Raw genomic sequence first — 25,841 nt, 5'->3', positions numbered from 1 at the left:
CGGATGTCCTCGAAGGTCCAGTTCAGACGGCATGAAGGAGCGCGGCGCGCAGGACGTCCTGCGTCAGCGCCACGAGTTGGCTCGGACGATAGGGCTTCGGCACGAACACCGAGCCTGGAACGGCCTCACACGGCGGAAGGCAAGCCCGGCCGCCGGAGGTGTAGACGACCGGGAGGTCGGGAGACAGCTCGCGGGCACAACGCGCCAGCGACAGGCCGTTCGTATTGCGGGCGAGGTCGATATCCGTGAAGAGCAGGTCGACGCTCTCGCGAGCCAGGATGGCCTCGGCTTCCCAGGCATCCGCAGCGGTGAGCACCCGATACCCTTCCTCGAGCAGCGCCTCGGCGGCCAGTTCGCACACGGTCGGCTCATCCTCGACGATCAGGATCGTGGCGGCCCGGTCCGGGACGGGCATGGACGGGCAGACGAATGCGGCGGCGAACGGAACCATGACGCAACTCCCACTCACCCGGCGGGGGCTCGATGGCCCCGGGCCGGATCGTAAGGGCAACGGCCCCTTCCGACGCGGCGTTCACCGTGTTTGCATCGAATTGCTCGGGTTTGGTGAGCGGCGCGTTAACCGCGGCCCGGCGTCCCTCAACGAAGCCGTCCGAATGGTTAATGGTTCGTTACCGCGCCATGACGGGGAGGCCCGGTCGTGAGGCGTCCCTGGCAGCTCGGCTCCGGCCTGCTCCTCACGGGCCTCGCCGGTTATGTCGACGCCCTCGGCTTCGTGCGTCTCGGCGGCCTGTACATGTCGTTCATGAGCGGCAACACCACGCAGCTCGCGGTCCTGGGCGCCGGGGCCGAGCTGCATCGCATGATCCTGCCCGCGACCCTGATCGTCGCCTTCCTGGCGGGGTCGGTTCTGGGCAGCGGGCTGGCCATCCTGGTCCCGGCCCGGTGGACGACGCCCGCGGTGCTGGCCTACGAAACCCTGCTGATCCTCGCCGGTCTGGGGCTCGGTCTCGAGTCGCCCGAGCTGGGCCTCGCGGCCTTCTTCGTCGCCTTGGCGATGGGGTCGCAGAACGCCGTCCTGGCGCAGGTCACGGGCTTCCGAGCCGGGACCACCTTCGTGACCGGGGCGCTGTTCAGCCTCGGCCAGAAGATCGCGCAGGCCCTGACCCGCACCGGCGATCCGCTGGGGTGGATCGGCGATGCTCTGGTCTGGATGTCGCTGCTGTTCGGCGCCTTCCTCGGTGCCCACGCCTATCAGCAATTCGGCCTGTACGCGTTGGTCGCCCCGGCGGCCGTCTCGGGCGGCCTGGCGTTGATTACCGCCTTCATGGTCTTGCGCGCCGCGCCGCCGGCCGCAAATGTCCCCCCGACATGAGCAGCGCCATCAGCAATCCCTCCCTCACCAGTCACGTCGCCGCGCTGGAGCCCGGCGAACACGTGCTCGCGACGCATTTCCTCAAGGATGTGCCGGCTCTGGCGCTGAGCGACGGCACCGTCGTCCTGGCGAAGGACGACGGCCTGACCCGCCTCGCGGCCCATCCCGACGGCGGCATCCTCGTGGCTGCCGGTGGCGGCGGCCGCCTGCTCACGGGCGGCGACGACGGCCGCGTGGTGGCGATCCGCGCGGATGGGACGATGGAGCCGGTCGGACTCTCCAAGGGTGGGGCGTGGATCGATGCGCTCGCCGTCCATCCCGACGGCGCCGTGGCATGGTCGGCGGGCCGCACGGTCGTGGCCCGGGACGCGAAGGGTCGCGAGAAGACCTTCGAAGCGCCTTCCTCCGCCCGCGGCCTCGTATTTGCGCCCAAGGGGTATCGCCTCGGAGTCGCCCACTACAACGGCGTGAGCCTCTGGTACCCGAATCTGGAGACGCCCGCCGAGGTGATCGGCTGGAAGGGTTCGCATATCGACGTGACGTGGTCGCCGGATGGGCGGTTCGTGGTCTCCACCATGCAGGAGAACAGCCTGCACGGCTGGCGGCTTCAGCCGGATCGCGGCCACATGCGGATGTCGGGCTATCCCGGCAAGGTCCGCTCGATGTCCTGGTCGTTCGATGGCCATTGGCTCGCCACGAGCGGCGCCGAGGCGGCGATCATTTGGCCGTTCGACTCCAAGGAGGGACCGACCGGCAAGGCTCCGCGGGAATGCGGCGTCCGTCCGGCCCGCGTGTCCCGGGTGGCGTTCCACCCGAAGGCGCCGGTTCTGGCCATGGGCTACGAGGATGGCTGCATCCTGCTGGTCCGCTTCACCGACGCGGCCGAACTCCTGGTCCGTCCGGCCGTATCGGGCAGCGGCGTGACCGCGCTCGCCTGGGATGGCCGCGGCGCCCGATTGCTGTTCGGCTGTGCCGACGGCAAGGCGGGCTTGCTGACGCTGCCCGGCTGACGCTGCCGGGCTGAAGCCTGTCGCGGCTCCGGCTGGAACCGCGACCATCGGCATGTTCTTTGTCCGGGGTCGATTCCCGCACCAGAGGCCAGACATGTTTCGCGTGTTCCGCACCTTCGGCCTCGCGCTCGGCCTGCTGGGCGGCGGCGTCGCCGCGCAGGCGCCGGAATTCGCACAGCAATACGCCCAGCGGCTCGGCGGCGCCGCCGACGAGCTGCGTCGCCAGGTGGCCGTGCTCGAATCCGACGCGCAGGCATCCGGCACGACCCGCGACGGCGCGGTCGATCGGCTGCGCGCCAATCCGGATCAGCTGGTCGCCCGCCGCGGCGACGCTGCCCAGGCGGACATCGCGCGTCTCGCCCGCCTGAGCGCCCAGCAGCAGGCACTGGCCTCGGCGACGAGCCCCCTCGGGCGCGTCGTGGCGATGCTGCGCGATCCCGACCTGCCCGTGGCCGAGGCGGCCTATCGGGACTTCAGCCCGGCCATCCCCACCAGCGCCGACGGCCTCGCCGCGGGCCTGATCGGGTTCTTCGTCGCGTGGGGCGGCTGGCGCGTCGCCTCGGATGTGGGCCGGCGGGCGGTGCGTCGGCGCCCGCGGGAGACTGCAACCGTCGCTTGAGCGCGGTTCACGCGCCCGAGAGTGTGGCGCCACGTCTACAGCAGCTTGCGCGAGCCTTGCGTATCGAGCAGGGATCCGGCCGTCCCGGTCCGGAAGAAGGCGCATGATGCCGCGCGCGTCGACCTCCACCACCATCGATCCGGCGCTTGACGCCGCCGCCTTGCTGCGGCGCATCGGCTTCTTCGGTCTGTTCGTGGTTCTCCCGGTCCTGGCGCAGGTCGCCCGCCGCGCCTCGGTGATCCTCGCACCGATCGCCGTGATCCTGCTGATCATCGCGAGCGTCATCGACCGGCGCCAGCGTCCGGTGCGCCCGGCGACCTACCGCCTCCTGACCGCTCCGGCCTTCCTGGCCGGGATGCTGGTGATCCTGTGGTCGGCTCTCTCGCTGACGTGGACCCCGTTCCTCGGGCCGGCCCTGGAGCGTCTGGCCAATCTGGGCGCCACGATCGGCCTCGCCCTCCTCGGCTATCTCGCGCTCCCAGACCGGATGCGTTCGGCGAATCTCTACCTCCTGCCCCTCGGCGTCGTGGCAGGCGGGATCGTGGCGATCATGCTCGGGTTGTTCGGCGCCCACATGGCGCCGTCCGGTGTCGAGGATGACGGCGCGCTGGATCGCGGCCTCGTCCTGCTGATCCTTCTGCTCTGGCCCGCGCTCGCATGGCTGCGATCCCGTCGCCGAGACCGGGAGGCGCTCGGCCTCGCGCTGCTGGTCGCCCTCGCCCTGACGGTCCAGCCGGACGGGACCCAGATCGCCGCCCTGTCGGTCGGCGCCGTCGCCTTCGCGGTGACGAGCTACCGGCCGCGTTTGGGCGTGATGCTCACCGCCGTCCTCTCGGCGGCTCTCCTCGCGGCTGCGCCGCTTCTGCCCTTCCTGGCGCGGCCGGTGGGCGCCGCCCTCATGGGGCCGCTCGCACCCGCCGTGCTGTCGCTGAAGAGTTGGCAGAAGGTGGTGACCGCCGATCCGGTGCGGCTGATCACCGGGCACGGCTTCGAGACGGCCCTGCGCGGCCGCCTGGTCGGCCTCCTGCCGGCCAATGCTCCGACCACGGCGTTGTTCGAGTTCTGGTACGAGCTCGGGATCGTCGGTGCGCTGGCCGCCGCCTTCGCCCTGTACGCATCGATTCGGCGGGCTGGGCGGGACGGGCCGGCCCTGGTGCCGGGGGCGATGGGCTGCTTCGCGGCTGCCTTCACGGTGGCCTGCCTGAGCGTGGGGCTGACGGCGGTGTGGTGGCTGACGACCGTCGCCATCGCCATCGTGGTCTTCGTCGCTGTGGAGCGAGGTCAGTTCCGAACCAGCCGGCCGAAGGTGGCCAAGCTGCCCAGGATCCAGGCCCGCGAGGAGTAAGCGGTCAGGCGCGCAGGAAGCCGTGCAGGCGGATCCAGGCCAGGAACAGGCCGGGCCACGCCGCCACGGGGGTACCGGGCGCACCGAGGCCGAACCCGTGGCCGCCGCGCTCGAACAGGTGCAACTCGGCCGGAACCCGCGCCTTCCGCAGGGCCGAGAACATCAGCAGCGGATGGTCGGCCACGGCGATTGGATCGTCGATGGCCTGAACCAGGAAGGTCGGCGGCGTCTCGGGCCCGACCTGCAGGTCCACCGAGTAGGTCTTCATCTCGTCGGGGGTGACGTCGTCGCCGACCAGGATGCGGCGGGTCGCGGTCCGGTCGAACGGCTTGCGCATGGTGATGACCGGGTAGATCAGCCCGGCCAGCGCCGGCCGGATCGGCAGGGCATCGGCGGTGTCGATGCCCGCGTACAGGTCCCGGGCGCTGCCCACCGCGGTCTCGCCCATCAGGTGGCCGCCCGCCGAGAACCCGAGGACGCCGACCCTGCCGGGATCGATGCCGAACTCCGCGCCGCGCGCCCGGACGAGCCGCAGGGCGCGCTGGGCGTCCTGCCGCGGCGCGTCCGGTCCCGAACCCCAGCCCTCCGCCGGCAGTCGGTAGACGAGGAGGAAGACCGTGATCCCGGCGGCGTTCAGGACCCGTCCGACCGGCACGCCCTCGTTGCCGAGCGAGATGAACTCGTATCCGCCACCCGCGGCGACGATCATGGCGGCGCCATTCGGATTGGCCGGTCGCATGACCAGCAAACAGGGCCGCGACACCCGGGTGATGTCCCCGAACCGGCCCTCGACGTAGCGATAACCGTCCGCCTTCGGCCCGTCGCCGCCGCCGGGCGCTTCGCCGGGCCACAGATCGATCACCTGCAGATCCGCGCCGGGCAGGGAGCGCGGAAGCGCCCGGACCGCCTCGTGCGGCGCCGGCTGGGGCGCTGTCTCCCCGGGGACCTCCGCGCGGGCGGTGCGAAGGCCCAGGACGCTTCCGAGGCCCGCGAGCAGGAAACGGCGGTCGAGCCGCAAGGGCATCCCCTCTGATCAAGCCGCGCACGGGGCCGCCCGTCGGCGGTCCCGACTCCTTAAGGTGAGCGGGTCAAACGCCCCGGCAACCGCCTTAGGTTCCGTGGTGTCCGCGCGCGTCAGGCCTTGCGCGCGATGATCGCGACATAAAAACCGTCGGTCCCGGTCCGAAGCGGGCTCATCTGGATCCCGTGAGCGGTTCTCCGCACCGCCGCCCGGAGCGAATCCGGTCCTGCCGCCAGCACCTCCTCCGCCGGGACGACGTCGAAGCGACCGCGCCAGCGCGAGAGCAGACCGGACACGGCTGCGTCGTTCTCCGCCGACAGCAGCGAGCAGGTGATGTAGACGATCCGGCCGCCGGGCTTGACGAGCCGCGCCGCCCGGTCCAGGACCTGCGCCTGTTCGGCGGTGCGCAGCGCGAGGCTTCCCGGCCGCAGGCGCCATTTGGCGTCCGGATTCCGGCGCCACGTCCCGGATCCGGTGCAGGGCGCATCGACCACGACCCGATCGACTTTACCGTCGAGATCCTCCAGCACGTCGGCCCGTGCCTTGCCGCTCCGCGGGGTCCGCACCTCGGCCACCGCGCCGGACCGGCGCAGGCGTTCGTGGATCGGCGCGAGCCGGCGCGGATCGCCATCGGTGGCGATCAGTCGGGCCTCGTTCCGGGTCTCGGCCGCCAGGGCCAGGGTCTTGCCGCCACCGCCGGCGCATAGGTCGACGATGATCTCGCCGGCCCGGGGGGCGGCCAGGAGTGCGGCGAGCTGCGATCCTTCGTCCTGGATCTCGTACCAGCCGTCCAGGAACTCCGCCTCCACGTGGAGCGCCGGACCACGCCCATCGGCACCGATCGGAATGCGCAGACCCGCCGGCGCGTGGGGTGTCGGCGCGGCATCGAAGGCCGTCAGCGCCGGCAACACCGCGTCGCGGTCGCCGCGCAGGGCGTTCACCCGGATATCGAGGGGGGCCCGCCGCGCCAGCGCCTTCAGCTCCGGGACGAGCTCGTCGCCGAGCGTGGCCGCAAGATCCGGAAGCACGAAGGCCGGGGCGTCGCCCGCGACTTCGGGAGGAGCGTCGTGCAGCGTCCCACCGTCGAGGCGCGCGCGCTCGTCGTCGCTGAGGGGTGCGGGCGCGAAGCGCTCCCCCGTGAACAACGCCGCCACCGAAGCGGCGGCGAGGCCCTGCTGGAGTCGCAGCGTGCCGATCAGGATGGCGCGCGGCGTCTCCGCGCCCATGATCCAGGCCGCCGAAGCCCGGCGCCGCAGAGCATCGTAGACGAGGCTGGCGATGCCCGCACGGTCACCCGAACCGGCGAAACGATGGGCGAGGCCCCAGTCCTTGAGGGCGTCGGCGGCCGGCCGGCGACGCTCGGCGATATCGGTCAGGACTTCGATGGCGGCGGAGCAGCGAGCGGCGGGAGTCAGGGGTCGGATCCTCCGGAATGGGTCGGCGACGACGCGAAACGGCCACGCTTGGCCCACGATGCCGCCACGATACGGCCGAGCTTCCTGCACCTTCGGGGCGCAGATCGTGCCGCGGTTGGGCCGCCGTGCGGGCCGCCACGTGTCGTATGGCATCCGCCCGTCCCGGACCAGTGTGGTCCGCCGCCGGGCGCATACCGGGAGTACCTCAGCCCATGACGTCCATTGTACGCGTCGCCCTCGCGGCCCTGGTGACCGCCTCCCTCGCCGCCTGCGCGAGCGCCCCCGCCGCACAGCCGGACCTGACGCCGCCGCCGCGTCCGCGGGTCGATGCCAAGACGCAGCTGGAATACGGCACGCCGCCCGCGCCGCCCCCCGGCCGCTACTGAGACGTCAGCGCGGGGCGCGGCTCAGGCCGTTTCCCGCGCCCGCCGAGCCTCGTAGGCCTTGAGGCCGGTATAGACCGCGGTCAGGACCGGGAACGAAACCTCCGGCGCAAGCCGCTGGCCGCGGGCGATCAGGTCGCCGATCACGTGATCCGCCTCGATCCGACCCTTGCTCTCGATGTCGCGCAGCATCGAGGCCGTGAAGGTGGATCCGGCCGCCGTCAGCTGCGCCCGCGCCCGCTCGGCCACGATGGCGCGCGGCTCGAAGCCGCTCGCCGCGGCCACGATCGTGCATTCGGCATGGAGCGCTTCGATCAGGGCGGTCCCCTCGGGTGCCGCCACGATGTCGCCGACCGCGGCGCGCATCAGCGTGGTCGCTCCGGCGAGCGTCGCCAGGAACACCCATTTCTCCCACATCTCCTGCAGGATCACGTCGCTCAGGCGCGGCTGGAACTTCAGGCCGCGCATCATGGCGTCGACAGCCTCGATCCGCGCCGAGCGCGACCCGTCCCGCTCGCCGTAAGTGATGCTGCACAGTTCGCTCATGTGGCGGATCGCACCATCCGGCGCGACCGTCGCCGCGATGGCGCAGGAGCCGCCAAGCACGCGCTCGGCGCCGAACCGGGCGTCGAGCGCGTCGAGATGCGACATGCCGTTCAGCACGGGCAGGATCGCCGTGTCCGCCCCCACCGCCGGCGCCAGATCCGAGATGGCGCTGTCGAGGTCGTAGGCCTTGCAGGACAACAGGATCAGGTCGAACCGCCCGGCCTCGACCAGACGGTCGGCCGTCACGGTGGGCGGATCGGGCAGGTGCAGATCGCCGAGCGGGGAGCGGACGTTCAGGCCGTCCGCGGCGAGCTTCGCCGCCCGGGCCGGCCGGACCAGGAAGGTCACGTCGGCCCCCGCCTCGGCGAGGCGCGCTCCGTAATAGCCGCCGGTCGCGCCGGCCCCGACGATCAGCGTGCGCATCGGTCCCTCAGGTCCGCGACGGGTAGTTCGGGCTCTCGCGGGTGATCGTCACGTCGTGGACGTGGCTCTCGCGCAGGCCGGCATTGGTGATGCGGATGAACTGCGCCCGCTCCTGGAACTCGGGGATCGTGGCGCCGCCGACATAGCCCATGGCGGCGCGCAGGCCGCCGGCGAGCTGGTGCAGGACGTTGCCCACGGGGCCCTTGTAGGGGACCTGCCCCTCGATGCCCTCCGGCACGAGCTTGTGGGTGTCGTTCACCTCGGCCTGGAAGTAGCGATCGGCCGAGCCGCGGGCCATGGCGCCCACCGAGCCCATGCCCCGGTACGACTTGTACGAGCGGCCCTGGTAGAGGAACACCTCGCCCGGCGCCTCGTCGGTGCCGGCGAGCAGCGAGCCGAGCATCGCCACGGAGGCACCGGCCGCGATCGCCTTGGCGAGGTCGCCGGAATACTTGATGCCGCCGTCGGCGATAACCGGAATGCCGGCCTCGCTGGCGGCCTCGACGGCCTCCATCAGGGCGGTGAGCTGCGGCACGCCGACGCCCGCGACGATGCGGGTGGTGCAGATCGAGCCCGGCCCGATGCCGACCTTAATGGCGTCCGCGCCGGCATCGATCAACGCCTTGGCGCCGTCCCGCGTTGCCACGTTGCCGGCGATGACCTGCACGGCGTTCGAGAGCTGCTTCACCCGGGCGACGGCGTCGAGGACCTTGATCGAGTGGCCGTGGGCGGTGTCGACCACGATGACGTCGCAGCCGGCGTCGATCAGGCGCTCGGCCCGCTCGAAGCCGCTGTCACCGGTCGTCGTGGCGGCGGCGACCCGCAGGCGACCCTGCTCGTCCTTGACGGCGTGCGGGTAGGCGACCCGCTTCTCGATATCCTTGACGGTGATCAGGCCGATGCACCGGTAATGGTCGTCGACGACCAGCAGCTTCTCGATCCGGAACTGGTGGAGCAGGCGCTTGGCCTCGTCCTGGGTCACGCCCTCGCGGACCGTGATCAGGCGGTCGCGGGTCATGAGCTCGGCAACCGGCTGGGCCGAATTCGTCGCGAAGCGGACGTCGCGATTGGTGAGGATGCCGACGAGCTTGCCCCGCGAGCCGTTCGGGCCGCGCTCGACCACCGGAATGCCGGAGATCCGGTTGAGCTTCATCACCTCGAAGGCGTCGGCCAGCGTCTCGTCGGGATGGATGGTGATGGGATTCATCACCATGCCGGACTCGTACTTCTTGACGAGGCGGACCTGCTCGGCCTGCTCCGGCGGCTCCAGGTTGCGGTGGATGACGCCCATGCCGCCATTGGCCGCCATGGCGATGGCCATCGGGGCTTCCGTCACCGTGTCCATGGCCGAGGCCAGGATCGGCAGGTTCAGGGGGATCGTGCGGGTGAGCCGGGAGGCCACGTTCACTTCGGTGGGCATCACCGAGGAGGCGGCGGGCCGCAGGAGCACATCGTCGAAGGTGAGGCCCTCGATGATCGATGCGGTTTCTACTCGGGCCATGTGCCAACTTTCCTCGGACGGGGGCGCGCAGGGATCGCGCTGCGGGATCGGGTTGGCAAGTGCCAGTATCACGGGCTCCGCGACGGCGCCAATGCGCGCGCGACGCGTCGCAACCCAAAAACACGCAGGGCTCGCGGCTTATCCACGTCCGGTCGGGTCGCGAGGCGGTGCGCGCAGTCCCCGCGACGGTTGATCGCAACCGTCAGCCCACCTTCGTCTCGGATGAAGCCAAGCGAAAGAGTGCGGCGCCTTCGCGTGTGGCGCCGTCGTGGATTGCTTCGCCCGCGAAGACCGGGTTGGCGGCGTGCGCCCTAGCGCATGGCCGGCGTGGCCGGCCCCTTGTCGGTATATTCGGGCGGCAGGCCGATATAATCGCCGAGCATGCCGTCGATGCCGGGCGCGCGGCCGAAGGCCTCGCAATCGGGGTCCAGCGGCGCCTCACCGAGCGTCGTGACGCGGATCCGGTCCCAGGTCGGCAGCGTGTTGGGGGCCGTGAACGGGTCCTCGCCGGTCGCCAGCATGTAGCCGAAATCCTGGCCGAACTCGCCGGCGAGGTCGTAGGCGTCGCTGGCGCGGGAGAAGCGCGGCTGGCTGGTGAAGGAGTTCGCCGCTCCGCCCCAGACTATGGCGGCCCGCTGCTCGCGACGCCGGTCCAGAGCCTCGGCCTCGACGGTCAGGCTCCCGAGCCCGATCGGCACCCGCGGGATCGGCACGCGCCCGACCCCCTCCGCGAAGCTGAGACCCAGCTGCGAGGCCACGGTCACGCCCGCCGAGCCCGCGATGGTCGCGCCGGCGCCGAGGAGATCCGTCGGATCCACGCGGGTGACCTGCGCGCGCACGGTCAGATCCGCGTCGCGGCTGGTGACGATGTCGTACTTCAGCGACAGGTCATAGCAGAGCGCCCGGTCGGCGGCGTTCGCGATGAGCCGGCGCTCGGCCGCGGTCAGGGGCGCTGCACCGGAGACGTCAGCGTGAAACACCGTCGGGATGATGCGGACCGTGCGCGCTTTCGCCAGCGCGGGCCGGTCGACGTAGATCCGCGAGGCCGAGGCGACCTGATCGCTGGACTTCAGCCGGTCGTAGCGCGTCAGCGAGCCGCGATCGTTGAGCAGGACGGTGCCGCAGGCGGCGACCATCGAGAGAAGGGCGACGCCGGCGGCGATCCGCGCCACGGAGCGGACCTTGCTGGGGCTGGGCTGCATCGAAATCCTCGCGCGCCGGCCCCGGGCCGGCTGGAGCGGCCTCACGGACGCGTGATGGAAACTTAGCCATTGGCGCACCCGCAAAAAAGGTGGCTCCGCGCCGCGGCTCAACCTCTGTTGCACGATGGATACATTCGCGAAACACGAGGGTGCGAGGTGGCCGCGCTGCCGTGCAACCGCGGCGGCGCGACACGCGTCTGCTGTGTGATGCCTGCGACCGCTCAAAGACCGCTCTGGATCGTCCCGCTGACGGTCGCCACCGCCCTGTTCATGGAGAACACCGATTCCACGGTGATCGCCACGGCGCTCCCGAGCATCGCGGCGAGTCTCCATGAGGACCCGATCGCCCTCAAGCTCGCGCTGACCTCCTATCTGGTCAGCCTCGCGATCTTCATCCCGGTGAGCGGCTGGATGGCCGACCGCTACGGGTCGCGGACCGTGTTCCGCGCGGCCCTCGTGGTGTTCATGGCGGGCTCGCTGGCCTGTGCGGCCGCGAACGGGCTCGCGTGGTTCGTCGCCGCGCGGTTCCTCCAGGGGATGGGCGGCGCCATGATGGTGCCGGTCGGGCGGCTCGTGGTCCTGCGCAGCGTGCCGAAATCGCAGCTCGTCACCGCCCTCGCCTATCTCACCTTTCCGGCTCTCGTCGGCCCGGTACTGGGGCCGCCGGTCGGCGGCCTGATCACGACATGGTTCGACTGGCGGTGGATCTTCTTCATCAACCTGCCGATCGGCTGTGCCGGGATCGTGCTGGCGAGCCTGTACTTCGAGGACATCCGCGAGGCGGAACGGCCGCCCCTCGACCTGCTCGGCTTCGCCCTGCTCGGCACCGGGCTGGCGGCGCTGATGCTCGGGCTGGCCTCGCTGGGCCGACATCTGCTGCCGGCCACGATCTCCTGGGGCTGCCTCGCAGCGGGCGCGATCCTGCTGCCGCTCTACTGGGCGCATGCCAGGCGGATCGCCCACCCGATCGTGCGCCTCGACCTGATGCAGCGGCCGACCTTCCGCGTCGCCGTGCTCGGCGGCAGCCTGTTCCGGATCGGCACCGGCGCGATCCCGTTCCTGCTGCCGCTGATGCTGCAGGTCGGCTTCGGCCTCGATGCCCTGCAGTCCGGCCTGATCACCTTCGCGGCGGCAGCCGGCGCGATGTTCGTGAAGACCCTGGGTCCGCGGATCCTGCGCCGCACCGGATTCCGCGCGCTGATGGTCTGGAACGCCGTGCTGGCGTCGGCCTTTCTGGCGGTGAACGGGTTCTACACGGCGCAGACGCCGCACTGGATCATGGTGGGCCTGCTGTTCATCGGCGGCTGCGCGCGCTCGATCCAGTTCACCTGCATCAACGCCATCGCGTATGCCGACCTCGAATCGCGCGAGATGAGCGCGGCCACGAGCTTCGCCAGCGTCTGCCAGCAATTGTCGCTGAGTCTCGGCGTAACGCTCGGCGCGCTGGCCCTGGAAGGAACGGCCCATTGGCATGGCCGAACGCAGATCGCGGCCGCCGATTTCGGGCCGGCCTTCTTCGCCGTGGCGGTGATCTCGGCAGCCTCCGTTCTGGCGTTCCGCAATCTGTCGCACGATGCCGGCGCGGAGATCTCCGGGCGCAAGAGGGTCGCAGCGCCGCCGTCCGCGACCGCCGAGATGAGGCCCCGCCACGGCTGATCAGGCGGCAGCCCGGGCGGGCGGGCGCCCGGCCGCCCGCTTGCCTCCGCCCCGCGACGCGGCGGCCTTGCCGGACGCCTTCGCGGATGCGGGCTTCGGGCTCGGCGCCGGGGCGCGGTTTCCGGCACCCCAGCCCTGCCAGCTCAGGGCGCCCGGGCCGCTCAGGGCGTACATGAGGAATCCGCCCGCGAGACCGAGATCGGCGAGCATCAGCGTGCGCTCGGCGATCGCGGCGGGTCCGACGTAGTGCCAGAACGGATGGAGCACGAAGGCCGTCACGGCGGCGAAGACGGCGAGCGCCAGACCGGTCAGCCGCGGCAGCACGCCGAGGATGAGCGCCAGCGGGCCGAAGACCTGCACCACGACGGCGGCCGTGGCGACACCGTTCGGGAAGGGCATGCCGGCGCCGGCAAGCGTCAGCGCGAAGCCCGAGACGTTGAGCGCCCGCGCGATGCCGGTCGGCAGGAGCGCGGCGGCGAGCAGCAGACGCGCAGCGAGGAGGGTTCCGTCCTGGGCGCGGGCAAGCATGGGCGGGTCCGGTCGGCTGGGATCAGGCGTGGAGCTTGACGCCTTCCCGCTGAAGACCGCGTTAAGGCGTCCGGATCAGCCGCCGACGCCGCCGCGGAACAGCCGGCCGCGCTCCGTCCAGGCCACCACGAGCAACGACAATGCACCGAGGCTCGCATAGCCGACAGCCACCGGCATGACGCTGCCGTCGAAGGCCTGTCCGATCAGGAAGCCGCAGAAGGCGCCCAGGATCGTCGTGTAGAAGCCGAGGAACGACGAGGCCGTGCCGGCGATGGCCCCGAGCGGCTCGAGCGCGAGCGCGTTGAAGTTCGGCATCGCGAAGCTGATCAGGAACTGGTTGACCGCCAGGATCGACAGGAACAGCGCGAGCGGCGGATGCCCATGATAGGCGAGCCCGGCGGCGATCTGCACGAGCCCCACCAACGTGAAGGCGATGACGCCACTGTGCGACATCGCCCGCATCCCGAGCCGCCGGACGACGCGGGCGTTGATCAGCGTCGCGACGCCCATGGCGCCGGCCACGAGCCCGAAGGCCAGGGGAAAAAGCGGGCCGAGGTGATACAGGCCGGTGTCGAAAAGCTGCTGGGCCGAGCCGACGTAGCCCATGATGCACCCGGTCATCAGGCCGAGCGCGGTGGCATAACCGACGGCGACGCGGGTCTTCAGGGTCAGGCGGATCGCCTCCCAGGTGGCGGCGGGCGAGAGCGGCCGGCGGTATTCCGGGTGCAGCGTCTCGGGCATGCGCAGGGAGAACCAGACGGTCAGCCAGAAGGCCAGGACCAGCATCGAGACGAAGACATAGACCCAGGAGCCCAGCGCCAGCATCATGCCGCCGATCGCCGGCGCGATCATCGGGACGATCAGGAACACCATCATGGTGAACGACATCACGCTCGCCATCTCCCGGCCGGCGAAGCGGTCGCGCACGATCGCCACCGAGAGAACGCGCCCGCCGGCTGCACCGATGCCCTGGATGATCCGCGCGGCCAGCAGCCAGCCGAAGCTCGGCGCCATCATCGCGAGCCCGCAGCCGACCACGTAGACGGCGAGGCTTGCGAGCAGCACCGGGCGCCGGCCGAGGGCATCGGAGACCGGTCCGTAGACGATCTGCGCGAAGCCGAAGCCGATCATGTAGACGTAGACGAGGAGTTGCAGCCGGTTCGGATCCGGCACTCCGAACCGCGCCTCGATGGCCGGGAAGGCCGGCAACAGATTGTCGATCGAGATGGCCGTCACCGCCATCATCAGCGCGATGATGGCGACGAACTCGGCAAATCCCGGTCCGGACCAGGGGCGCGGGGTCCGGACCTCCTGGACCGGCGGCAGGGGCCGGATCGCGACTGTCAAAACGGGCTCTCGGGATGCGCTGGGAGGAGCCGATCAGGGCTCCTCCTTCGCGGCGCACTTATGACGACCGCGCTCACCCAGCGCAGTTCAGGCCGGCAGCGGATGCAGGGCCGGCGCGGCCGGCTTGCGGCCCACGAAGGTCGCCATGAGAGCGGCAACGAGGCAGAGCAGGCCGGCCGAGATGAAGGCGCCGAAATAGGTGCCGCTCTCGGTGCGGATCATCCCGCCGAGCCAGGCTGCGGAAGCCGCACCGATCTGGTGAGCTGCCGCGATCCAGCCGAACATCAGGGCCGCGTTATCTTCGCCGAACGACTTGCCGGCCAGCTGCACGGTGGGTGGCACGGTGGCGATCCAGTCGAGCCCGTAGAACACCGCGAAGAGGGACAGGCCGTAGAAGCTGAAGTCGAAGGAATAGGGCAGAAAGATCAGCGAGAGGCCGCGCAGGCCGTAATACCACGCGAGCAGCTTGCGCGAGTCGAACCGGTCGGTGAGCCAGCCCGAAGCCGTGGTGCCGATCAGGTCGCAGATCCCCATGAGGGCCAACAGGCCGGCAGCCGTCACTTCGGCGATGCCGTGATCGATACAGGCCGGGATCAGATGCGTGCCGACCAGGCCGTTGGTAGAGGCGCCGCAGATGAAGAACGTGCCGGCGAGCAGCCAGAAATCCCGGGAGCGCAGTCCGATCCGCAGGCCGCGCAGCGCCCGCAGGGCCGGATTCTCGGTGAGGACCGGCGTCGGCGTCACCACGGTCTCGCCGTAGCGGGGCAGGCCGAGATCGGCCGGGCGATCCCGCATCAGCAGGGCCACCAGCGGGATCAGGGCCAGGGTCGCGGCCGCGACCACCAGGGAGACCGAGCGCCAGCCCTGGCCGACCGCGAGGGAGGCGAGCATCGGCAGGAAGACGAGCTGCCCGGTGGCGCTGCTCGCCGTCAGCATGCCGAGCACGAGACCGCGCCGCTTGGCGAACCAGCGTCCCGCCACGGTGGCGCCGAGGACGTTGGCGACCATGCCGGAGCCCGACCCGACGACGATGCCCCACAGCAGCACCATCTGCCAGGGCGCGGTCATGAGGCTCGTTGCGGCGGTGCCGAGCGCCAGGATGAGGAGCGCGCCACAGATGCAGCGCCGCAGCCCGAACCGCTCGATGATGGCGACCGCGAAGGGCCCGATCATCCCGTACAGGAAGATGTTGAGCGCGATGCCGACGCCGATCGTCGCCGCGGTCCAGCCGAATTCCCGCTCCCACGGCACGATCAACACGCTCGGGGTGGCCCGGACTCCGGCGCCGACGAGCAGCACCAGGAAGGTCACCGCGGCGATGATCCAGGCATAATGCAGCGGCGGCTTGGCGTGCGTGTCGGCGATGACGGACATGAACGGCCTCTGGAAAGGGCGGATTGCGGCGGATCGGTCAGGAGACGGAGGTCAGGGCGTCGGCGAGGGCGGCCACGGCCGCTGGCTCGACCCGGGCGTTGATGCGCGCCTGGGCGTCGCGCCAGTACGGCGTCGCCGCCGCGATCGCCTCGCCGCCGGCCTCGGTCAGCACGACCACGCGCTCGCGGGCGTCGGCCGCGCCGGGCGCGATTCGCACGAGGCCGCGACGCTCCAGCGGATCGAGGTTGCGGCCCATCGTGGTCCGCTCCAGGGCCGCCTCCGCGGCAAGTCGCGTCACCGGCGTCGGTCCGAGCCTCTGCAGCAGGCGCAGGATCGCGAACTGCGTCACGCGCAAGCCCACCGGCCGCAACGCGGCGTCGTAGGTCGTGGTCACCGCCCGTGTCGCCCGCCGCAGGGCTGAGCAGGTGCAGAGCTCTTGAGGACCATCGCCGGAATGAATGTCGGCCATAATATGTGCATATACACCCTTCCCTTTGGCGGCAAGGCGCATCTGCGGTGAGCCTGACGGTTTGCGCCGATCGATACTGGCGGGCCGGCAAACCGGCGGGGGTGTCATCGACACGGCGGAAGACGCTGCTATCGGTTGGGCGAGTGACCCGGTTCGGGAGACGCGCGATGACACTCGAAACCGCCACGGCCTTGTCTTCCTCGGAGCAGAAGACGGCCCGAACGGGACTGATCGAGGCGGCCGCCGACATCGTGACCGAGCAGGGCGGACCGGGCGGCTTCGTGCGCGACCTATTCGGCCGCGTGACACCGGAGGATCTGGCGTCCTACGACGCGGGGACTCTCGCCGATCTCGCCGCGCGCGCCCGTGCCTTCCTGGCTGAGCCGCGCCGGCCCGGTGAACCGGCACGGTTGCGCCTCAGCGAGGGGGCCCTCGTCCGCGGTGGCCGGGCGCGCGAGATGACGATCCTCGAAGTCGTCAACGACAACCGGCCCTTCCTCCTCGACTCGACCCTCGCCGAACTGACCGAGCAGGGCCTGTCCCCGCACCTCGTCGCGCACCCGATTCTCGGCATCGAGCGGGATGGCGGCGGCGGTCTGATACGGGTCGTCGGCGAAACGACGGCCGATGCCCAGGGCAGCTTGGCGCGCGAGAGCTTCATCCACATCCACCTCGACCGGCTGGCGGCCGAGGCCGGCGAGCGGCTGCTGGACGCCCTCGCGGCGGTCTACCGGGACGTCGCTCTGGCGACCGACGATCACGACGCCATGCTGACGCGCGTTGCGGAACTCGCGACCGATCTCGGCCGCGCCCCGACGCCGATGCCCGAAAGCGAGACCGAGGAAGCACGCGCTTTTCTGGAGTGGCTGACAGAGGGCCAATTCCTGCTCCTCGGCATGCAGCAGCACGGTATCGATGGTGAGGGGCATCCCCTGGTCGAGGGGTCGAGCCTCGGCGTGCTGCGCGATCCCGGCGCCACGCCCCTGCGCCGGGGCCGGACCCCCGTGGACTACACCCCCGAGATTCTCGCCTTCCTGGAGGAGCCGCAGCCCCTCATCATCACGAAGGCGAGTGTGAAATCCCGCGTCCACCGCTCCGCCTTCCTGGACTATGTGGGCGTCAAGCTCTTCTCCGGGCTCGGGAAGCTGTCCGGTGAGGTGCGGATCGTCGGCCTGTTCACAGCGTCGGCCTATACCAGCCCCGCCCGCGAGGTTCCGGTCCTGCGCCGGAAGGTGGAGGCGGTGGTCCAGCGCGCCGGTCTCGACCCGACGAGCCATGCCGGGCGAAGCCTCCTCGCGGTACTGGAGAGCTATCCGCGCGACGATCTGTTCCAGATCGACATCGAGCGGCTCTACCGGTTCACCCTGGCCATCGCAGCCCTGGCCGACAGGCCGCGGGTGCGCGTGCTCTCGCGCCCGGACCGGTTCGGCCGCTTCGTGTCGCTCCTCGTCTACGTTCCGAAGGACCGCTACGATTCTGCGGTACGAGGCCGGATCGGCACCTACCTCGCCGAGGCCTATGGCGGCCGGCTGAGTGCCGCCCACCCGGACTATCCGGAGGGCTCCCTCGCCCGGATCCACTACATCATCGGCCTGTCCGACACGGGCAGCCCGGAGCAGGACCCAGCGGCCCTCGAAGCCGGCATCACCGCCCTGGTCCGGACCTGGGGCGACGCATTGCGCGAGGCGCTCGCGGAGGCTCACGGCGGCGACCAGGCGCGCATGCTGGCCGCCCGCTACGGCGACGCGTTCTCGGCCGCCTACCGGGACAATTTCCAGCCGGAGGTCGCAGTCGCCGACGTGGCGATCCTCGAGCGCCTCGGCGACAGCCAGCCGCGGGCCGTGCAGCTCGGCCGCCGACAGAGCGACTCGGCCGCGCAGGTCCGGCTGAAGGTCTTCTCGCGGGGCGCCGCCATCGCCTTGTCCGACCGGGTGCCCGGCCTGGAGAATCTCGGCTTCCGCGTCATCAACGAGCGCACCTATCGGGTCGTGCCGACAGGGGTCGAAGACGGCGCCCGAATCTGGCTGCACGACATGCTGATCGAGCGCGCCACCGGTGTCGCGATCGATCTCGACGCCCTGGAACGGCCTCTCGAGTCTGCGATGCTCGCCATCGCCGACGGAACCGCGGAATCCGATGGCTACAACCGCCTCGTCCTCGAAGCCGCCCTCCCCTGGCGGGAGGCCGCCCTCCTCCGGGCGCTCGGTCGCTACCTGCGTCAGCTGCGCATCCGGTACGGACAGGACTATCTCGCCGGTACGCTGAGCCGGCATGCCGGGATCACGCGGGACATCGTCGCCCTGTTCCGCGCCCGGTTCGATCCGGCACTCCTCGGCGACAGGGCCGCCAGAGAGGCCGAGATACGCGCCGGCATCGAGACCGCGCTCGGCGAGGTCACCAGCCTCGACGACGACCGGATCCTGCGCCGGTTTGTGAACCTCGTCGAGGCCGCGGTGCGGACCAACTTCTTCCAGAGCGGTGCCGACGGCCATCCCCGCGAGACGATCAGCTTCAAGTTCGCCTGCGCCCGGGTGACGGCGATGCCGCTGCCGAGGCCCCTCTTCGAGATTTTCGTCTACGCCCCCCGCGTCGAGGGCGTGCACCTGCGCTTCGGCTATGTCGCCCGCGGCGGCCTACGCTGGTCTGACCGGCCGGAAGATTTCCGCACAGAAATCCTCGGGCTGGTGAAAGCTCAGCAGGTGAAGAACGCCGTGATCGTGCCGGTGGGCGCCAAGGGCGGCTTCTTCCCGAAGCGCCTGCCCCCGGCGTCAGACCGCGCCGCCTGGATGCAGGAGGGCACCGAGAGCTACCGGATCTTCATCCGGACCCTTCTGGAACTCACCGACAACATCGTCGACAACGCCATCGTGCCGCCGCCGGACACGGTGCGGCACGATCCCGATGACGCCTATCTCGTGGTCGCCGCCGACAAGGGCACCGCCACGTTTTCGGACATCGCCAACGCGCTTTCCCTCGAGAAGGGTCACTGGCTGGGTGACGCCTTCGCGTCCGGCGGCAGCCAGGGCTACGACCACAAGGGCATGGGCATCACCGCCCGCGGCGCCTGGGAGGCCGTGCGCCGGCATTTCCGCGAGATCGACGTGGACGTGCAGACCGATCCGATCGCCACGGTCGGCGTCGGCGACATGTCGGGGGACGTGTTCGGCAACGGCATGCTGCTCTCGAAAAGCATCCGCCTCATCGCCGCCTTCGACCACCGCGACATCTTTCTCGATCCGGACCCGGATGCGGCCACGAGCTTCGTCGAGCGGCGGCGGCTGTTCGATCTGGGGCGGTCCTCCTGGGCGGATTACGACAAGAGCCTGATCTCGGAGGGAGGCGGCGTGTTCTCGCGCAGCCTGAAGACGGTCCCGCTCTCCGCGGCGGTCCGGGCCGCCCTCGGTTTCGACCGCGCCGAGGCGACGCCGACCGAACTGATGCAGGCGATCCTGAAGGCGCCGGCCGACCTCCTGTGGTTCGGCGGTATCGGAACCTATGTTCGCGCGACCACCGAGACCGACGAGGATGCCGGCGATCGCGCCAACGACGCCGTCCGGATCACCGGGGCGGAGCTGCGCGCGAAGGTCGTCGGCGAAGGTGCCAATCTCGGCCTGACGCAGCGCGGACGAATCGAGGCGGCGCGCGCGGGCGTCCGGCTGAACACCGACGCCATCGACAACTCCGCCGGCGTGAACACCTCGGATGTCGAGGTGAACATCAAGATCGCCCTCATGACGCCGGAGCGGGACGGCCGGCTGAGCTACGAGGCGCGCAACGCCCTGCTCGCCGATATGACCGACGAGGTCGGACGTCTGGTCCTCCGCAACAACGAGTTGCAGACCCTCGCCCTGTCGCTCGCCCAGCGCGGCGGACTCGGCGAGACCGGCTTCGCCATGCGGACCATGCAGGCGCTGGAGGCGGAAGGCCGCCTCGACCGGACGGTGGAGTTTCTTCCCGACGACGCCACGCTCACCGAACGCATGCGCCGGAACGAGGGCCTGACCCGGCCGGAATACGCGGTGCTGCTCGCCTACGCGAAGCTGTCTCTGCACGACGCCATCCTCGACAGCACCGTGCCGAACGATCCCTATTTCGACCGGGAGCTGCAGCGCTACTTCCCGAAGGCCCTGCGCGAGCGCTTCCCGGACGCCGTGAAGGCACACCGCTTGCGCCGCGAGATCATCGCCACGGCGCTCGCCAACATCATCGTCAACCGCGGCGGGCCCTCGCTGGTGACACGGCTCGTGGACGGCACCGGCGCCGACGCCGCGATCATCGCCAAGGCCTACGCGATGACCCGGGACGCCTTCGGGCTGATGGAGCTGAACCTTGCCATCGACGGTCTGGCGGGCCGCGTTTCGGGGCGGGAGCAGCTCGATCTCTATGCGGAGGTGCAGGATCTGCTGCTGAACCGGATCGTCTGGTTCATCCGCAACCTCGATCTGAGCGGAGGGCTCGCCCCCATGGTCGCCCGCTACCGGGACGGCATTGCCGCCGTCGAGGCGGCGCTGCCCGAGGTGCTCGGGGATGAGGCCCGCGCAGCCATCGACGCCCGCGAGGCGGAACTGACGGGGCACGGCATGGCCCCGGCCCAGGCCCGGCGGCTGGCCTCGCTCACCGCGCTCGGATCCGCACCCGATGTCGTCCGCGTCGCAGAGGCGAGTGGCCGACCGGTCGCTGAGGTGGCCGCGACCCATTTCGCCCTGGAGCATGCCTTCCGGCTCGACGATCTGGCGGCCGCAGCGCGGACTGTGCCGGTGGCCGACACGTTCGACCGCGTCGCGCTGGAGCGCGCGGTCGCCGGCATCGCCGCCGCCCATCGCAAACTCACCGCCGAGGTGGTGGCGGATCTGGGCGCGGGCCCCGACGCGGTGGAGGCTTGGGTGAAGGCGCGCGGCGCTCCGCTGGCCCGGATCCGCGACGCGGTGGACGCGATCGGTGCGTCCGGCCTCACCGTCTCCAAGGCGACCGTGGCCGCCAGCCTGCTGGGCGACCTCGTTCGGGCCGACTGATTGTTCAGGCCCCGGGCGCGGAAGCCGACGCAACTTCGTGGCGACGGCGGCTGACCGCGGTGAGGACCAGGCCGAGCCCGGCGAGGGACATCGCCGCGGCGATCAACGGAAGCTCGCGGTAGCTCGCGCCGAGGGTCAGAGCGGTACCACCGATCCAGGCGCCGACGGCATTGCCGAGGTTGAATGCGCCCTGGTTGAGCGTGGAGGCGAGGTTCGGCGCATCGGTCGCGGCTTCGACAACCCAGATCTGCAGCGGCGAAACCAGCGCGAAGACGAGTCCTGACCAGAGGACCATCACGGGAACGGTCAGAACGGGATCGTGCGCGACGGCCGCCAGGGCCAGCAAGGCGGCCACGATGCCGAGGAAGCTGCCGATGATCGTCGCCATCGGACTCCGATCGGCAAGATGACCGCCGGCGAGGTTGCCGATGGTCAGGCCCAGTCCGGCCGAAAACAGCACACCCGTCACGCCACGCGGAGAGAAACCGGACACCCCGGTCAGGAACGGTGTGATGTAGGTGAATACGGTGAAGAAGCTCACGGACGACAGGGTCGAGATCAGCATCGGCCGCAAGACCGGCCAGCGGCCGAGCGCCCTGAACTCGCTGGCGAGACGGCCACGCGTTCCCGGAAGGCCGGTGGGCACACAGAGCTGGATCGCGAGGCCGGCCGCGAGGCCGATCGCCACCACCGCCCAGAAGGTCGACCGCCATCCCGCGACCTGGCCGAGGGCGGTCCCCAGGGGCACACCCAGCACGTTGGCAAGCGTCAGGCCCGCGAACATCAGCGAAACCGCCTGCGTGCGCCTCTCTCGCGGCACGAGGTCCCGCGCCACCACCGCGCCGATTCCGAAGAACGCGCCGTGGGCGAAGGCGGTCAGGATGCGCGCCGTCATCAGCAAGGCGTAGCTCGGTGCCAACGCGCAGCCGAGATTTCCTGCCAGGAAGACGGCCATCAGCGCGAGAAGCGCGGTCTTGCGCGGCAGGCCCGCGGTGGCGATCGCCACGATCGGCGCCCCCACGACCACGCCCATGGCATAGCCCGACACCAGATAGCCGGCCTGCGGGATGGTGACACCGAAGCTCTGCGCCACCTCCGGAAGCAGGCCCATGATGACGAACTCGGTGGTGCCGATCCCAAACGAGGCGACGGCAAGGGCGAGGATCGGCAGAGGCAGCACGGCAAAGTCCTTCGGCACGGGCAAGATCCGATGGTGCAGAGCAGCATCGCAGCGCGTCGGCGATTGGATAGCGCCGTTGACGCGGCGCACACTTGCGCGACGCGCAGAGAGCCCGCCGGTGCGGATCGGCCTGGCCGGAGCGGAGGAGCAGGGAGTTCCCGGTGGATGGGGGCGCGGGAACACGGGTCGCTGCGGCTGGGATGCCGCACCTGCGGCTCACCCGCGCCGCGAGCTTCCGGATGGCCGGAGCCGCCTTCGATCAGGTCGAGACAGCGCCAGCCTGGCGCCGCGCTTGGCCTAGGCGTCCGTCGGAACGTGAAGTGGAGATTGCCTCGTCCGGCGCCCCGGCGCCTGTCTTGCGAGGCCAGAAGTCGCGGCGTGACCGGAGACCACCCCCGAGTGCGGCCGCGGCAATCGATCGGTGGGATCGGCTTAAAGACGATGGAGGCCAAGTAGGCCTGAACCGAGGCAGTGTCGAAGCAACGACACCGCCTCGTTGAGCCGAGGTCATTACAACACTGTCTTCGCAGACGTCAGCATCGCAAGTCAGGTAGGTAGACGGGTCCTGGCCGCGGGGGCCGCCCGAGCTGCGGGACGCGTCCAACGTGACTGAGCGATCCGGGCCACGAGATCCATCGTGCCTGAGCCTAAGTGGCACCGGCGGACATCGAGAGTCGAAGTCGCCGGCCCAGCGGAGCCACGCCAGCGCAGAAGGCAAGACTCCACCCAGCCAATCGAGCGAGGTAATCTGTGCGGCAAGCCGCTCAGTAGTCTTGTGTCATCGCCCGACACATTGATCGCAATGGATCGTTTCCGTCGATTCGGCCGACTACTCCGCCACGACCTTTTTCCGCCCGCGCGGCTTGGAAGCAGGCGCGACCACGGCTTCCGGTGTCGGCGCCGGCGCTGGCGCTGGCGCCCCGACGTTCTTGCGGCGCTGCTGCCCGAGGCCCAGAGCCCGAGCCAGCTCGGAGCGTTGGGCGGAGTAGCTTGCAGCGGTCATGGGATAGTCCCGCGGCAAGCCCCACTTCTCACGGTAGGCCTCGGGCGTCAGACCTCGCAACGTAAGGTGACGGCGAAGCGTCTTGTACGGCTTCCCGTCCTCGAAGCTGATGATATGATCCGCCGTGACCGACTTGCGGATCTGGGACGGGCTCATCTTTTCAACGGGCGAATTCGCGGCACGACTTTGAGTTGTCAAACCACTCAATGCCGCATGGATGCCGCCAATCAACCCGGGAAGCTCCGAAGCCGGCACGGAATTGTTCGACACATAAGCCGCCACGATATCTACCGTGAGATCGACCGACGGGCTGTGCTCGTTAGCTGCGCTGTCACTCACGATAAACTCCATGAGTACAAATCACCAAGTCGATCAATCCAGGTCGGATGCGATCGAATTCATCATAACGATAGCAGAGTATACAAAAAATCTCAATCATAATTGCGGAGGCGCGGAGAGATCGAAACCGCTCGGCGTCGATGCCAGGGGGATGCCAGGGGATGTCAGGGCGATGCCGTCGTTGACCGGGCATTAACCATGCCGTCGCTAGGGTTCGTTAACCATGCCGGCGACCCGTTTCTGGGCGGCATGATCGATGACCTTCGGACTTCGGTGCCGGAGATGTGGGCGGAGACCGGGATCAGGTGCGGACGGCGGCTGACCGGCGGAAACGGCAGAACTCGCGGCTGGCCGTCGCGGCGCTGAGCTTAACGCTCGCGACGCCGGCGCTGGCTCAACGCTTCGACGCGACGAGTCCCGTCACGGGTCAGCCCGACAATCCCGGCATCGGGCAGGAGGCGGCGCCGAACGGCCTGCCAGCCCTCAAGCGGAGCATCCCTGACGGCCTGACCCGCGATTCAGGACGCAGCTCGCTCGGCGGGGACACGACGGGCGGCGAGCAAACCGGAGGCGACAGCCTTCGGTCCCCGCTGTCGCCTCCGATACCGCGACAGACGCTGGGCCAGCCCGGCCAGTCTCAGCTCGACACTCGGATCACGACGGGCGGCCGGCGGACCGGCGGAAGCTCGACGGCTCCGGCCAACATCGCCCCTTCGACACTCCTGCGCACCCGAGCCGCTCCCCCCCGGCGGATCGGGTCCGCGACCCGGCGCGTCACCCAGAGCGTGACGCAGGTTCCGCCCCCGGCGCTGCGGTTGTCGCCGGTGGTTCAGCAACCGGTGGTCGGCGTACCGAATCCGTCGACGGTGACGCCGATCCGGCCCCTGTTCCCTCTGCAGGCCATCGGACCGACACTCGGCCTCCTGACGCCGGGCTTCATCCTCGGCACCGACTTGGCGCGCGCGATCCCCACCGATCCAGCCTTCGCGCCCATCGGCTATCAGGTCGGCACCTTCACGGTGCTCCCGACCTTCGCACAGAGCATCGGCTACGACTCGAATCCGGACCAGACCAGCCGGCAGATCGCAAAGGGCTCGGTCGCCCTGCGCACAGACGCCACGGTCGACTTCCGCAGCAACTGGTCCTCGAGTTCCCTACAGGGTTCGCTCAGGGGTTCTTACCTCGAAACGCCGCAGAACGAGGCCGCGAGCCGCCCCGCAGCGGACGGCACCGTGCGCCTGCGAATCGACGCCAACCGGGATCTGCGCATCGACGCGGAGGGGCGCTTCCTGGTCGACACGCAACGCACGTCGAGCGCCAACCTGCAGGCCCCCGCGGCGACGAGCCGGCCGCTTCTGGCTGTTTACGGCGGGTCGCTGGGCGCCACGGAGACGTTCAACCGTCTGTCGGTGACTCTGCGCGGGTCGATCGACCGGTCGGAATTCGACAATGCCCGCTTGGCCAATGGGACGACCATCAATCAGTCCGACCGGAACTTGAATCAGTACAGTCTCCAATTGCGCACGGCCTACGAGGTCAACCCTGATTTCAGCCCATTCATCGACCTCCTCGGCGACACCCGCGTCTACGATCGGCGGTTCGACCTGACGGGTGTGCGCCGGGATTCGGACGGCATCGCGCTCGCCCTCGGCACGAGCATCGGGCTCGCGCGCTCCGTGACGGGTGAGATCTCGGCCGGCATTCAGCATCGGACCTACGTCGACCCGACCCTCCGGGACCTCAATGCGCCGTTGCTCAACGCAGCCCTGGTCTGGGCGGCAAGCCCGCTCACCACCGTCCGGCTCACCGCCGCGACGGGCGTCACCGAGACGACGATCCCGGGCTCCAGCGGCGTGCTGACCGAGGTCGCAACGCTGGAAGTGCAGCACGATCTCCTGCGCAACCTGTCGATCGTCCTGGGCGGATCCTACCTCCGCAACGATTATCAGAACAGCACCATCCGCGAGAACGGCTTCTCGGCAACCGCGCGCGTCGATTACCACTTCACGCGCTGGCTGACGCTGCGAGGCACTTATCTCTACCAGAAATTCGACAGCACCGTCGCCGGATCGAGCTTCCAAGAGAACACGTTCCTGCTCGGATTGCGCGTGAACCCATGAGGCGCCGCTCGCATC

20 protein-coding genes are annotated in these 25,841 nt (G+C 70.1%); 8 read left to right on the top strand and 12 right to left on the bottom strand.

The window, feature by feature from the left end:
* Positions 1 to 22 precede the first annotated feature (22 nt).
* Positions 23 to 451 carry a response regulator gene (locus MCBMB27_RS24840; protein WP_043380355.1) on the bottom strand — a complete coding sequence of 143 codons (429 nt, stop codon included), beginning with the start codon at positions 449 to 451 and terminating at the stop codon, positions 23 to 25.
* A 207-nt stretch (positions 452 to 658) separates the two neighbouring features.
* Between MCBMB27_RS24840 and MCBMB27_RS24835 the strand changes: the two genes are divergently transcribed.
* The 4 genes from MCBMB27_RS24835 to MCBMB27_RS24820 all read left to right on the top strand — a co-directional run bounded on the left by MCBMB27_RS24835 (position 659) and on the right by MCBMB27_RS24820 (position 4,307).
* A complete protein-coding gene (locus MCBMB27_RS24835) occupies positions 659 to 1,333 on the top strand; it encodes a YoaK family protein (RefSeq protein ID WP_043760585.1) in 675 nt (224 codons plus the stop codon).
* Positions 1,330 to 2,343, top strand: coding sequence for a WD40 repeat domain-containing protein (locus tag MCBMB27_RS24830; RefSeq protein ID WP_075381501.1), 1,014 nt, complete (start codon positions 1,330 to 1,332; stop codon positions 2,341 to 2,343). Before MCBMB27_RS24835 ends, MCBMB27_RS24830 begins: the two co-directional genes overlap by 4 nt.
* 94 nt (positions 2,344 to 2,437) lie before the next feature.
* Positions 2,438 to 2,962 (top strand): DUF2937 family protein, encoded by a 525-nt coding sequence (locus MCBMB27_RS24825; RefSeq protein WP_075381500.1) that lies wholly within the window; start codon positions 2,438 to 2,440, stop codon positions 2,960 to 2,962.
* 106 nt (positions 2,963 to 3,068) lie between these two features.
* A complete protein-coding gene (locus MCBMB27_RS24820) occupies positions 3,069 to 4,307 on the top strand; it encodes a peptide ABC transporter permease (protein WP_075382100.1) in 1,239 nt (412 codons plus the stop codon).
* 4 nt (positions 4,308 to 4,311) lie between these two features.
* Here MCBMB27_RS24820 and MCBMB27_RS24815 read toward each other — a convergent pair whose 3' ends face one another.
* Positions 4,312 to 5,325 carry an alpha/beta hydrolase gene (locus tag MCBMB27_RS24815; protein WP_075382099.1) on the bottom strand — a complete coding sequence of 338 codons (1,014 nt, stop codon included), beginning with the start codon at positions 5,323 to 5,325 and terminating at the stop codon, positions 4,312 to 4,314.
* A gap of 116 nt (positions 5,326 to 5,441) precedes the next feature.
* Positions 5,442 to 6,743 (bottom strand): RsmB/NOP family class I SAM-dependent RNA methyltransferase, encoded by a 1,302-nt coding sequence (locus MCBMB27_RS24810; protein WP_075382098.1) that lies wholly within the window; start codon positions 6,741 to 6,743, stop codon positions 5,442 to 5,444.
* 212 nt (positions 6,744 to 6,955) lie between these two features.
* Here MCBMB27_RS24810 and MCBMB27_RS30315 point away from each other — a divergent pair, with 212 nt between their 5' ends.
* Positions 6,956 to 7,129, top strand: a complete 174-nt coding sequence (locus MCBMB27_RS30315) for a hypothetical protein (protein ID WP_164706329.1) — start codon at positions 6,956 to 6,958, stop codon at positions 7,127 to 7,129.
* A 21-nt stretch (positions 7,130 to 7,150) separates the two neighbouring features.
* On the opposite strand, the gene panE is transcribed toward MCBMB27_RS30315, so the two are convergent.
* From panE to MCBMB27_RS24795, 3 genes are all read right to left on the bottom strand, one after another.
* Positions 7,151 to 8,095 carry a 2-dehydropantoate 2-reductase gene (panE, locus tag MCBMB27_RS24805; protein WP_075381499.1) on the bottom strand — a complete coding sequence of 315 codons (945 nt, stop codon included), beginning with the start codon at positions 8,093 to 8,095 and terminating at the stop codon, positions 7,151 to 7,153.
* 7 nt (positions 8,096 to 8,102) lie between these two features.
* Positions 8,103 to 9,596 (bottom strand): IMP dehydrogenase, encoded by a 1,494-nt coding sequence (guaB, locus tag MCBMB27_RS24800; protein WP_043351032.1) that lies wholly within the window; start codon positions 9,594 to 9,596, stop codon positions 8,103 to 8,105.
* 311 nt (positions 9,597 to 9,907) lie between these two features.
* Positions 9,908 to 10,798: a DUF3313 domain-containing protein gene (locus MCBMB27_RS24795; protein ID WP_043380367.1), complete on the bottom strand. Its 891-nt coding sequence runs from the start codon at positions 10,796 to 10,798 to the stop codon at positions 9,908 to 9,910.
* A 207-nt stretch (positions 10,799 to 11,005) separates the two neighbouring features.
* Here MCBMB27_RS24795 and MCBMB27_RS24790 point away from each other — a divergent pair, with 207 nt between their 5' ends.
* A complete protein-coding gene (locus tag MCBMB27_RS24790; RefSeq protein ID WP_043380525.1) occupies positions 11,006 to 12,454 on the top strand; it encodes an MFS transporter in 1,449 nt (482 codons plus the stop codon).
* On the opposite strand, the gene MCBMB27_RS24785 is transcribed toward MCBMB27_RS24790, so the two are convergent.
* From MCBMB27_RS24785 to MCBMB27_RS24770, 4 genes are all read right to left on the bottom strand, one after another.
* Positions 12,455 to 12,982, bottom strand: a complete 528-nt coding sequence (locus MCBMB27_RS24785) for a DoxX family protein (RefSeq protein WP_075381498.1) — start codon at positions 12,980 to 12,982, stop codon at positions 12,455 to 12,457.
* Between the two features lie 75 nt (positions 12,983 to 13,057).
* Positions 13,058 to 14,329 carry a multidrug effflux MFS transporter gene (locus MCBMB27_RS24780; protein ID WP_075381497.1) on the bottom strand — a complete coding sequence of 424 codons (1,272 nt, stop codon included), beginning with the start codon at positions 14,327 to 14,329 and terminating at the stop codon, positions 13,058 to 13,060.
* An 87-nt stretch (positions 14,330 to 14,416) separates the two neighbouring features.
* Positions 14,417 to 15,703, bottom strand: a complete 1,287-nt coding sequence (locus MCBMB27_RS24775) for an MFS transporter (protein ID WP_043380372.1) — start codon at positions 15,701 to 15,703, stop codon at positions 14,417 to 14,419.
* Positions 15,704 to 15,740: 37 nt separating this feature from the next.
* Positions 15,741 to 16,097 (bottom strand): MarR family winged helix-turn-helix transcriptional regulator, encoded by a 357-nt coding sequence (locus tag MCBMB27_RS24770; RefSeq protein ID WP_236952810.1) that lies wholly within the window; start codon positions 16,095 to 16,097, stop codon positions 15,741 to 15,743.
* 242 nt (positions 16,098 to 16,339) lie between these two features.
* Between MCBMB27_RS24770 and MCBMB27_RS24765 the strand changes: the two genes are divergently transcribed.
* Positions 16,340 to 21,184: an NAD-glutamate dehydrogenase gene (locus MCBMB27_RS24765; protein WP_075381496.1), complete on the top strand. Its 4,845-nt coding sequence runs from the start codon at positions 16,340 to 16,342 to the stop codon at positions 21,182 to 21,184.
* Positions 21,185 to 21,188: 4 nt separating this feature from the next.
* Here MCBMB27_RS24765 and MCBMB27_RS24760 read toward each other — a convergent pair whose 3' ends face one another.
* Complete coding sequence (locus MCBMB27_RS24760) at positions 21,189 to 22,364, bottom strand: MFS transporter (RefSeq protein WP_075382097.1); 1,176 nt, start codon at positions 22,362 to 22,364, stop codon at positions 21,189 to 21,191.
* A gap of 829 nt (positions 22,365 to 23,193) precedes the next feature.
* Positions 23,194 to 23,718 carry a Ros/MucR family transcriptional regulator gene (locus MCBMB27_RS24755; protein WP_170861839.1) on the bottom strand — a complete coding sequence of 175 codons (525 nt, stop codon included), beginning with the start codon at positions 23,716 to 23,718 and terminating at the stop codon, positions 23,194 to 23,196.
* Positions 23,719 to 24,011: 293 nt separating this feature from the next.
* Here MCBMB27_RS24755 and MCBMB27_RS24750 point away from each other — a divergent pair, with 293 nt between their 5' ends.
* Complete coding sequence (locus MCBMB27_RS24750) at positions 24,012 to 25,826, top strand: outer membrane beta-barrel protein (RefSeq protein WP_075382095.1); 1,815 nt, start codon at positions 24,012 to 24,014, stop codon at positions 25,824 to 25,826.
* The last annotated feature ends 15 nt before the right edge of the window (positions 25,827 to 25,841 follow it).

This window comes from Methylobacterium phyllosphaerae, from assembly GCF_001936175.1.
GTDB classification, from domain to species: domain Bacteria; phylum Pseudomonadota; class Alphaproteobacteria; order Rhizobiales; family Beijerinckiaceae; genus Methylobacterium; species Methylobacterium fujisawaense.
The sequence above is the reverse complement of the archived record's forward strand: the minus strand, read 5'-3'. Positions and strand labels throughout refer to the sequence as shown.

What these genes read in the sequence shown, in the direction of transcription:
- guaB (WP_043351032.1), bottom strand. Translation starts at nt 9,596, where the DNA reads ATGGCCCGAGTAGAAACCGCATCGATCATCGAGGGCCTCACCTTCGAC.
- MCBMB27_RS24790 (WP_043380525.1), top strand. Translation starts at nt 11,006, where the DNA reads ATGCCTGCGACCGCTCAAAGACCGCTCTGGATCGTCCCGCTGACGGTC.
- panE (WP_075381499.1), bottom strand. Translation starts at nt 8,095, where the DNA reads ATGCGCACGCTGATCGTCGGGGCCGGCGCGACCGGCGGCTATTACGGA.
- MCBMB27_RS24755 (WP_170861839.1), bottom strand. Translation starts at nt 23,718, where the DNA reads ATGGAGTTTATCGTGAGTGACAGCGCAGCTAACGAGCACAGCCCGTCG.
- MCBMB27_RS24775 (WP_043380372.1), bottom strand. Translation starts at nt 15,703, where the DNA reads ATGTCCGTCATCGCCGACACGCACGCCAAGCCGCCGCTGCATTATGCC.
- MCBMB27_RS24820 (WP_075382100.1), top strand. Translation starts at nt 3,069, where the DNA reads ATGCCGCGCGCGTCGACCTCCACCACCATCGATCCGGCGCTTGACGCC.
- MCBMB27_RS24840 (WP_043380355.1), bottom strand. Translation starts at nt 451, where the DNA reads ATGGTTCCGTTCGCCGCCGCATTCGTCTGCCCGTCCATGCCCGTCCCG.
- MCBMB27_RS24825 (WP_075381500.1), top strand. Translation starts at nt 2,438, where the DNA reads ATGTTTCGCGTGTTCCGCACCTTCGGCCTCGCGCTCGGCCTGCTGGGC.
- MCBMB27_RS24765 (WP_075381496.1), top strand. Translation starts at nt 16,340, where the DNA reads ATGACACTCGAAACCGCCACGGCCTTGTCTTCCTCGGAGCAGAAGACG.
- MCBMB27_RS24830 (WP_075381501.1), top strand. Translation starts at nt 1,330, where the DNA reads ATGAGCAGCGCCATCAGCAATCCCTCCCTCACCAGTCACGTCGCCGCG.
- MCBMB27_RS24785 (WP_075381498.1), bottom strand. Translation starts at nt 12,982, where the DNA reads ATGCTTGCCCGCGCCCAGGACGGAACCCTCCTCGCTGCGCGTCTGCTG.
- MCBMB27_RS24795 (WP_043380367.1), bottom strand. Translation starts at nt 10,798, where the DNA reads ATGCAGCCCAGCCCCAGCAAGGTCCGCTCCGTGGCGCGGATCGCCGCC.
- MCBMB27_RS30315 (WP_164706329.1), top strand. Translation starts at nt 6,956, where the DNA reads ATGACGTCCATTGTACGCGTCGCCCTCGCGGCCCTGGTGACCGCCTCC.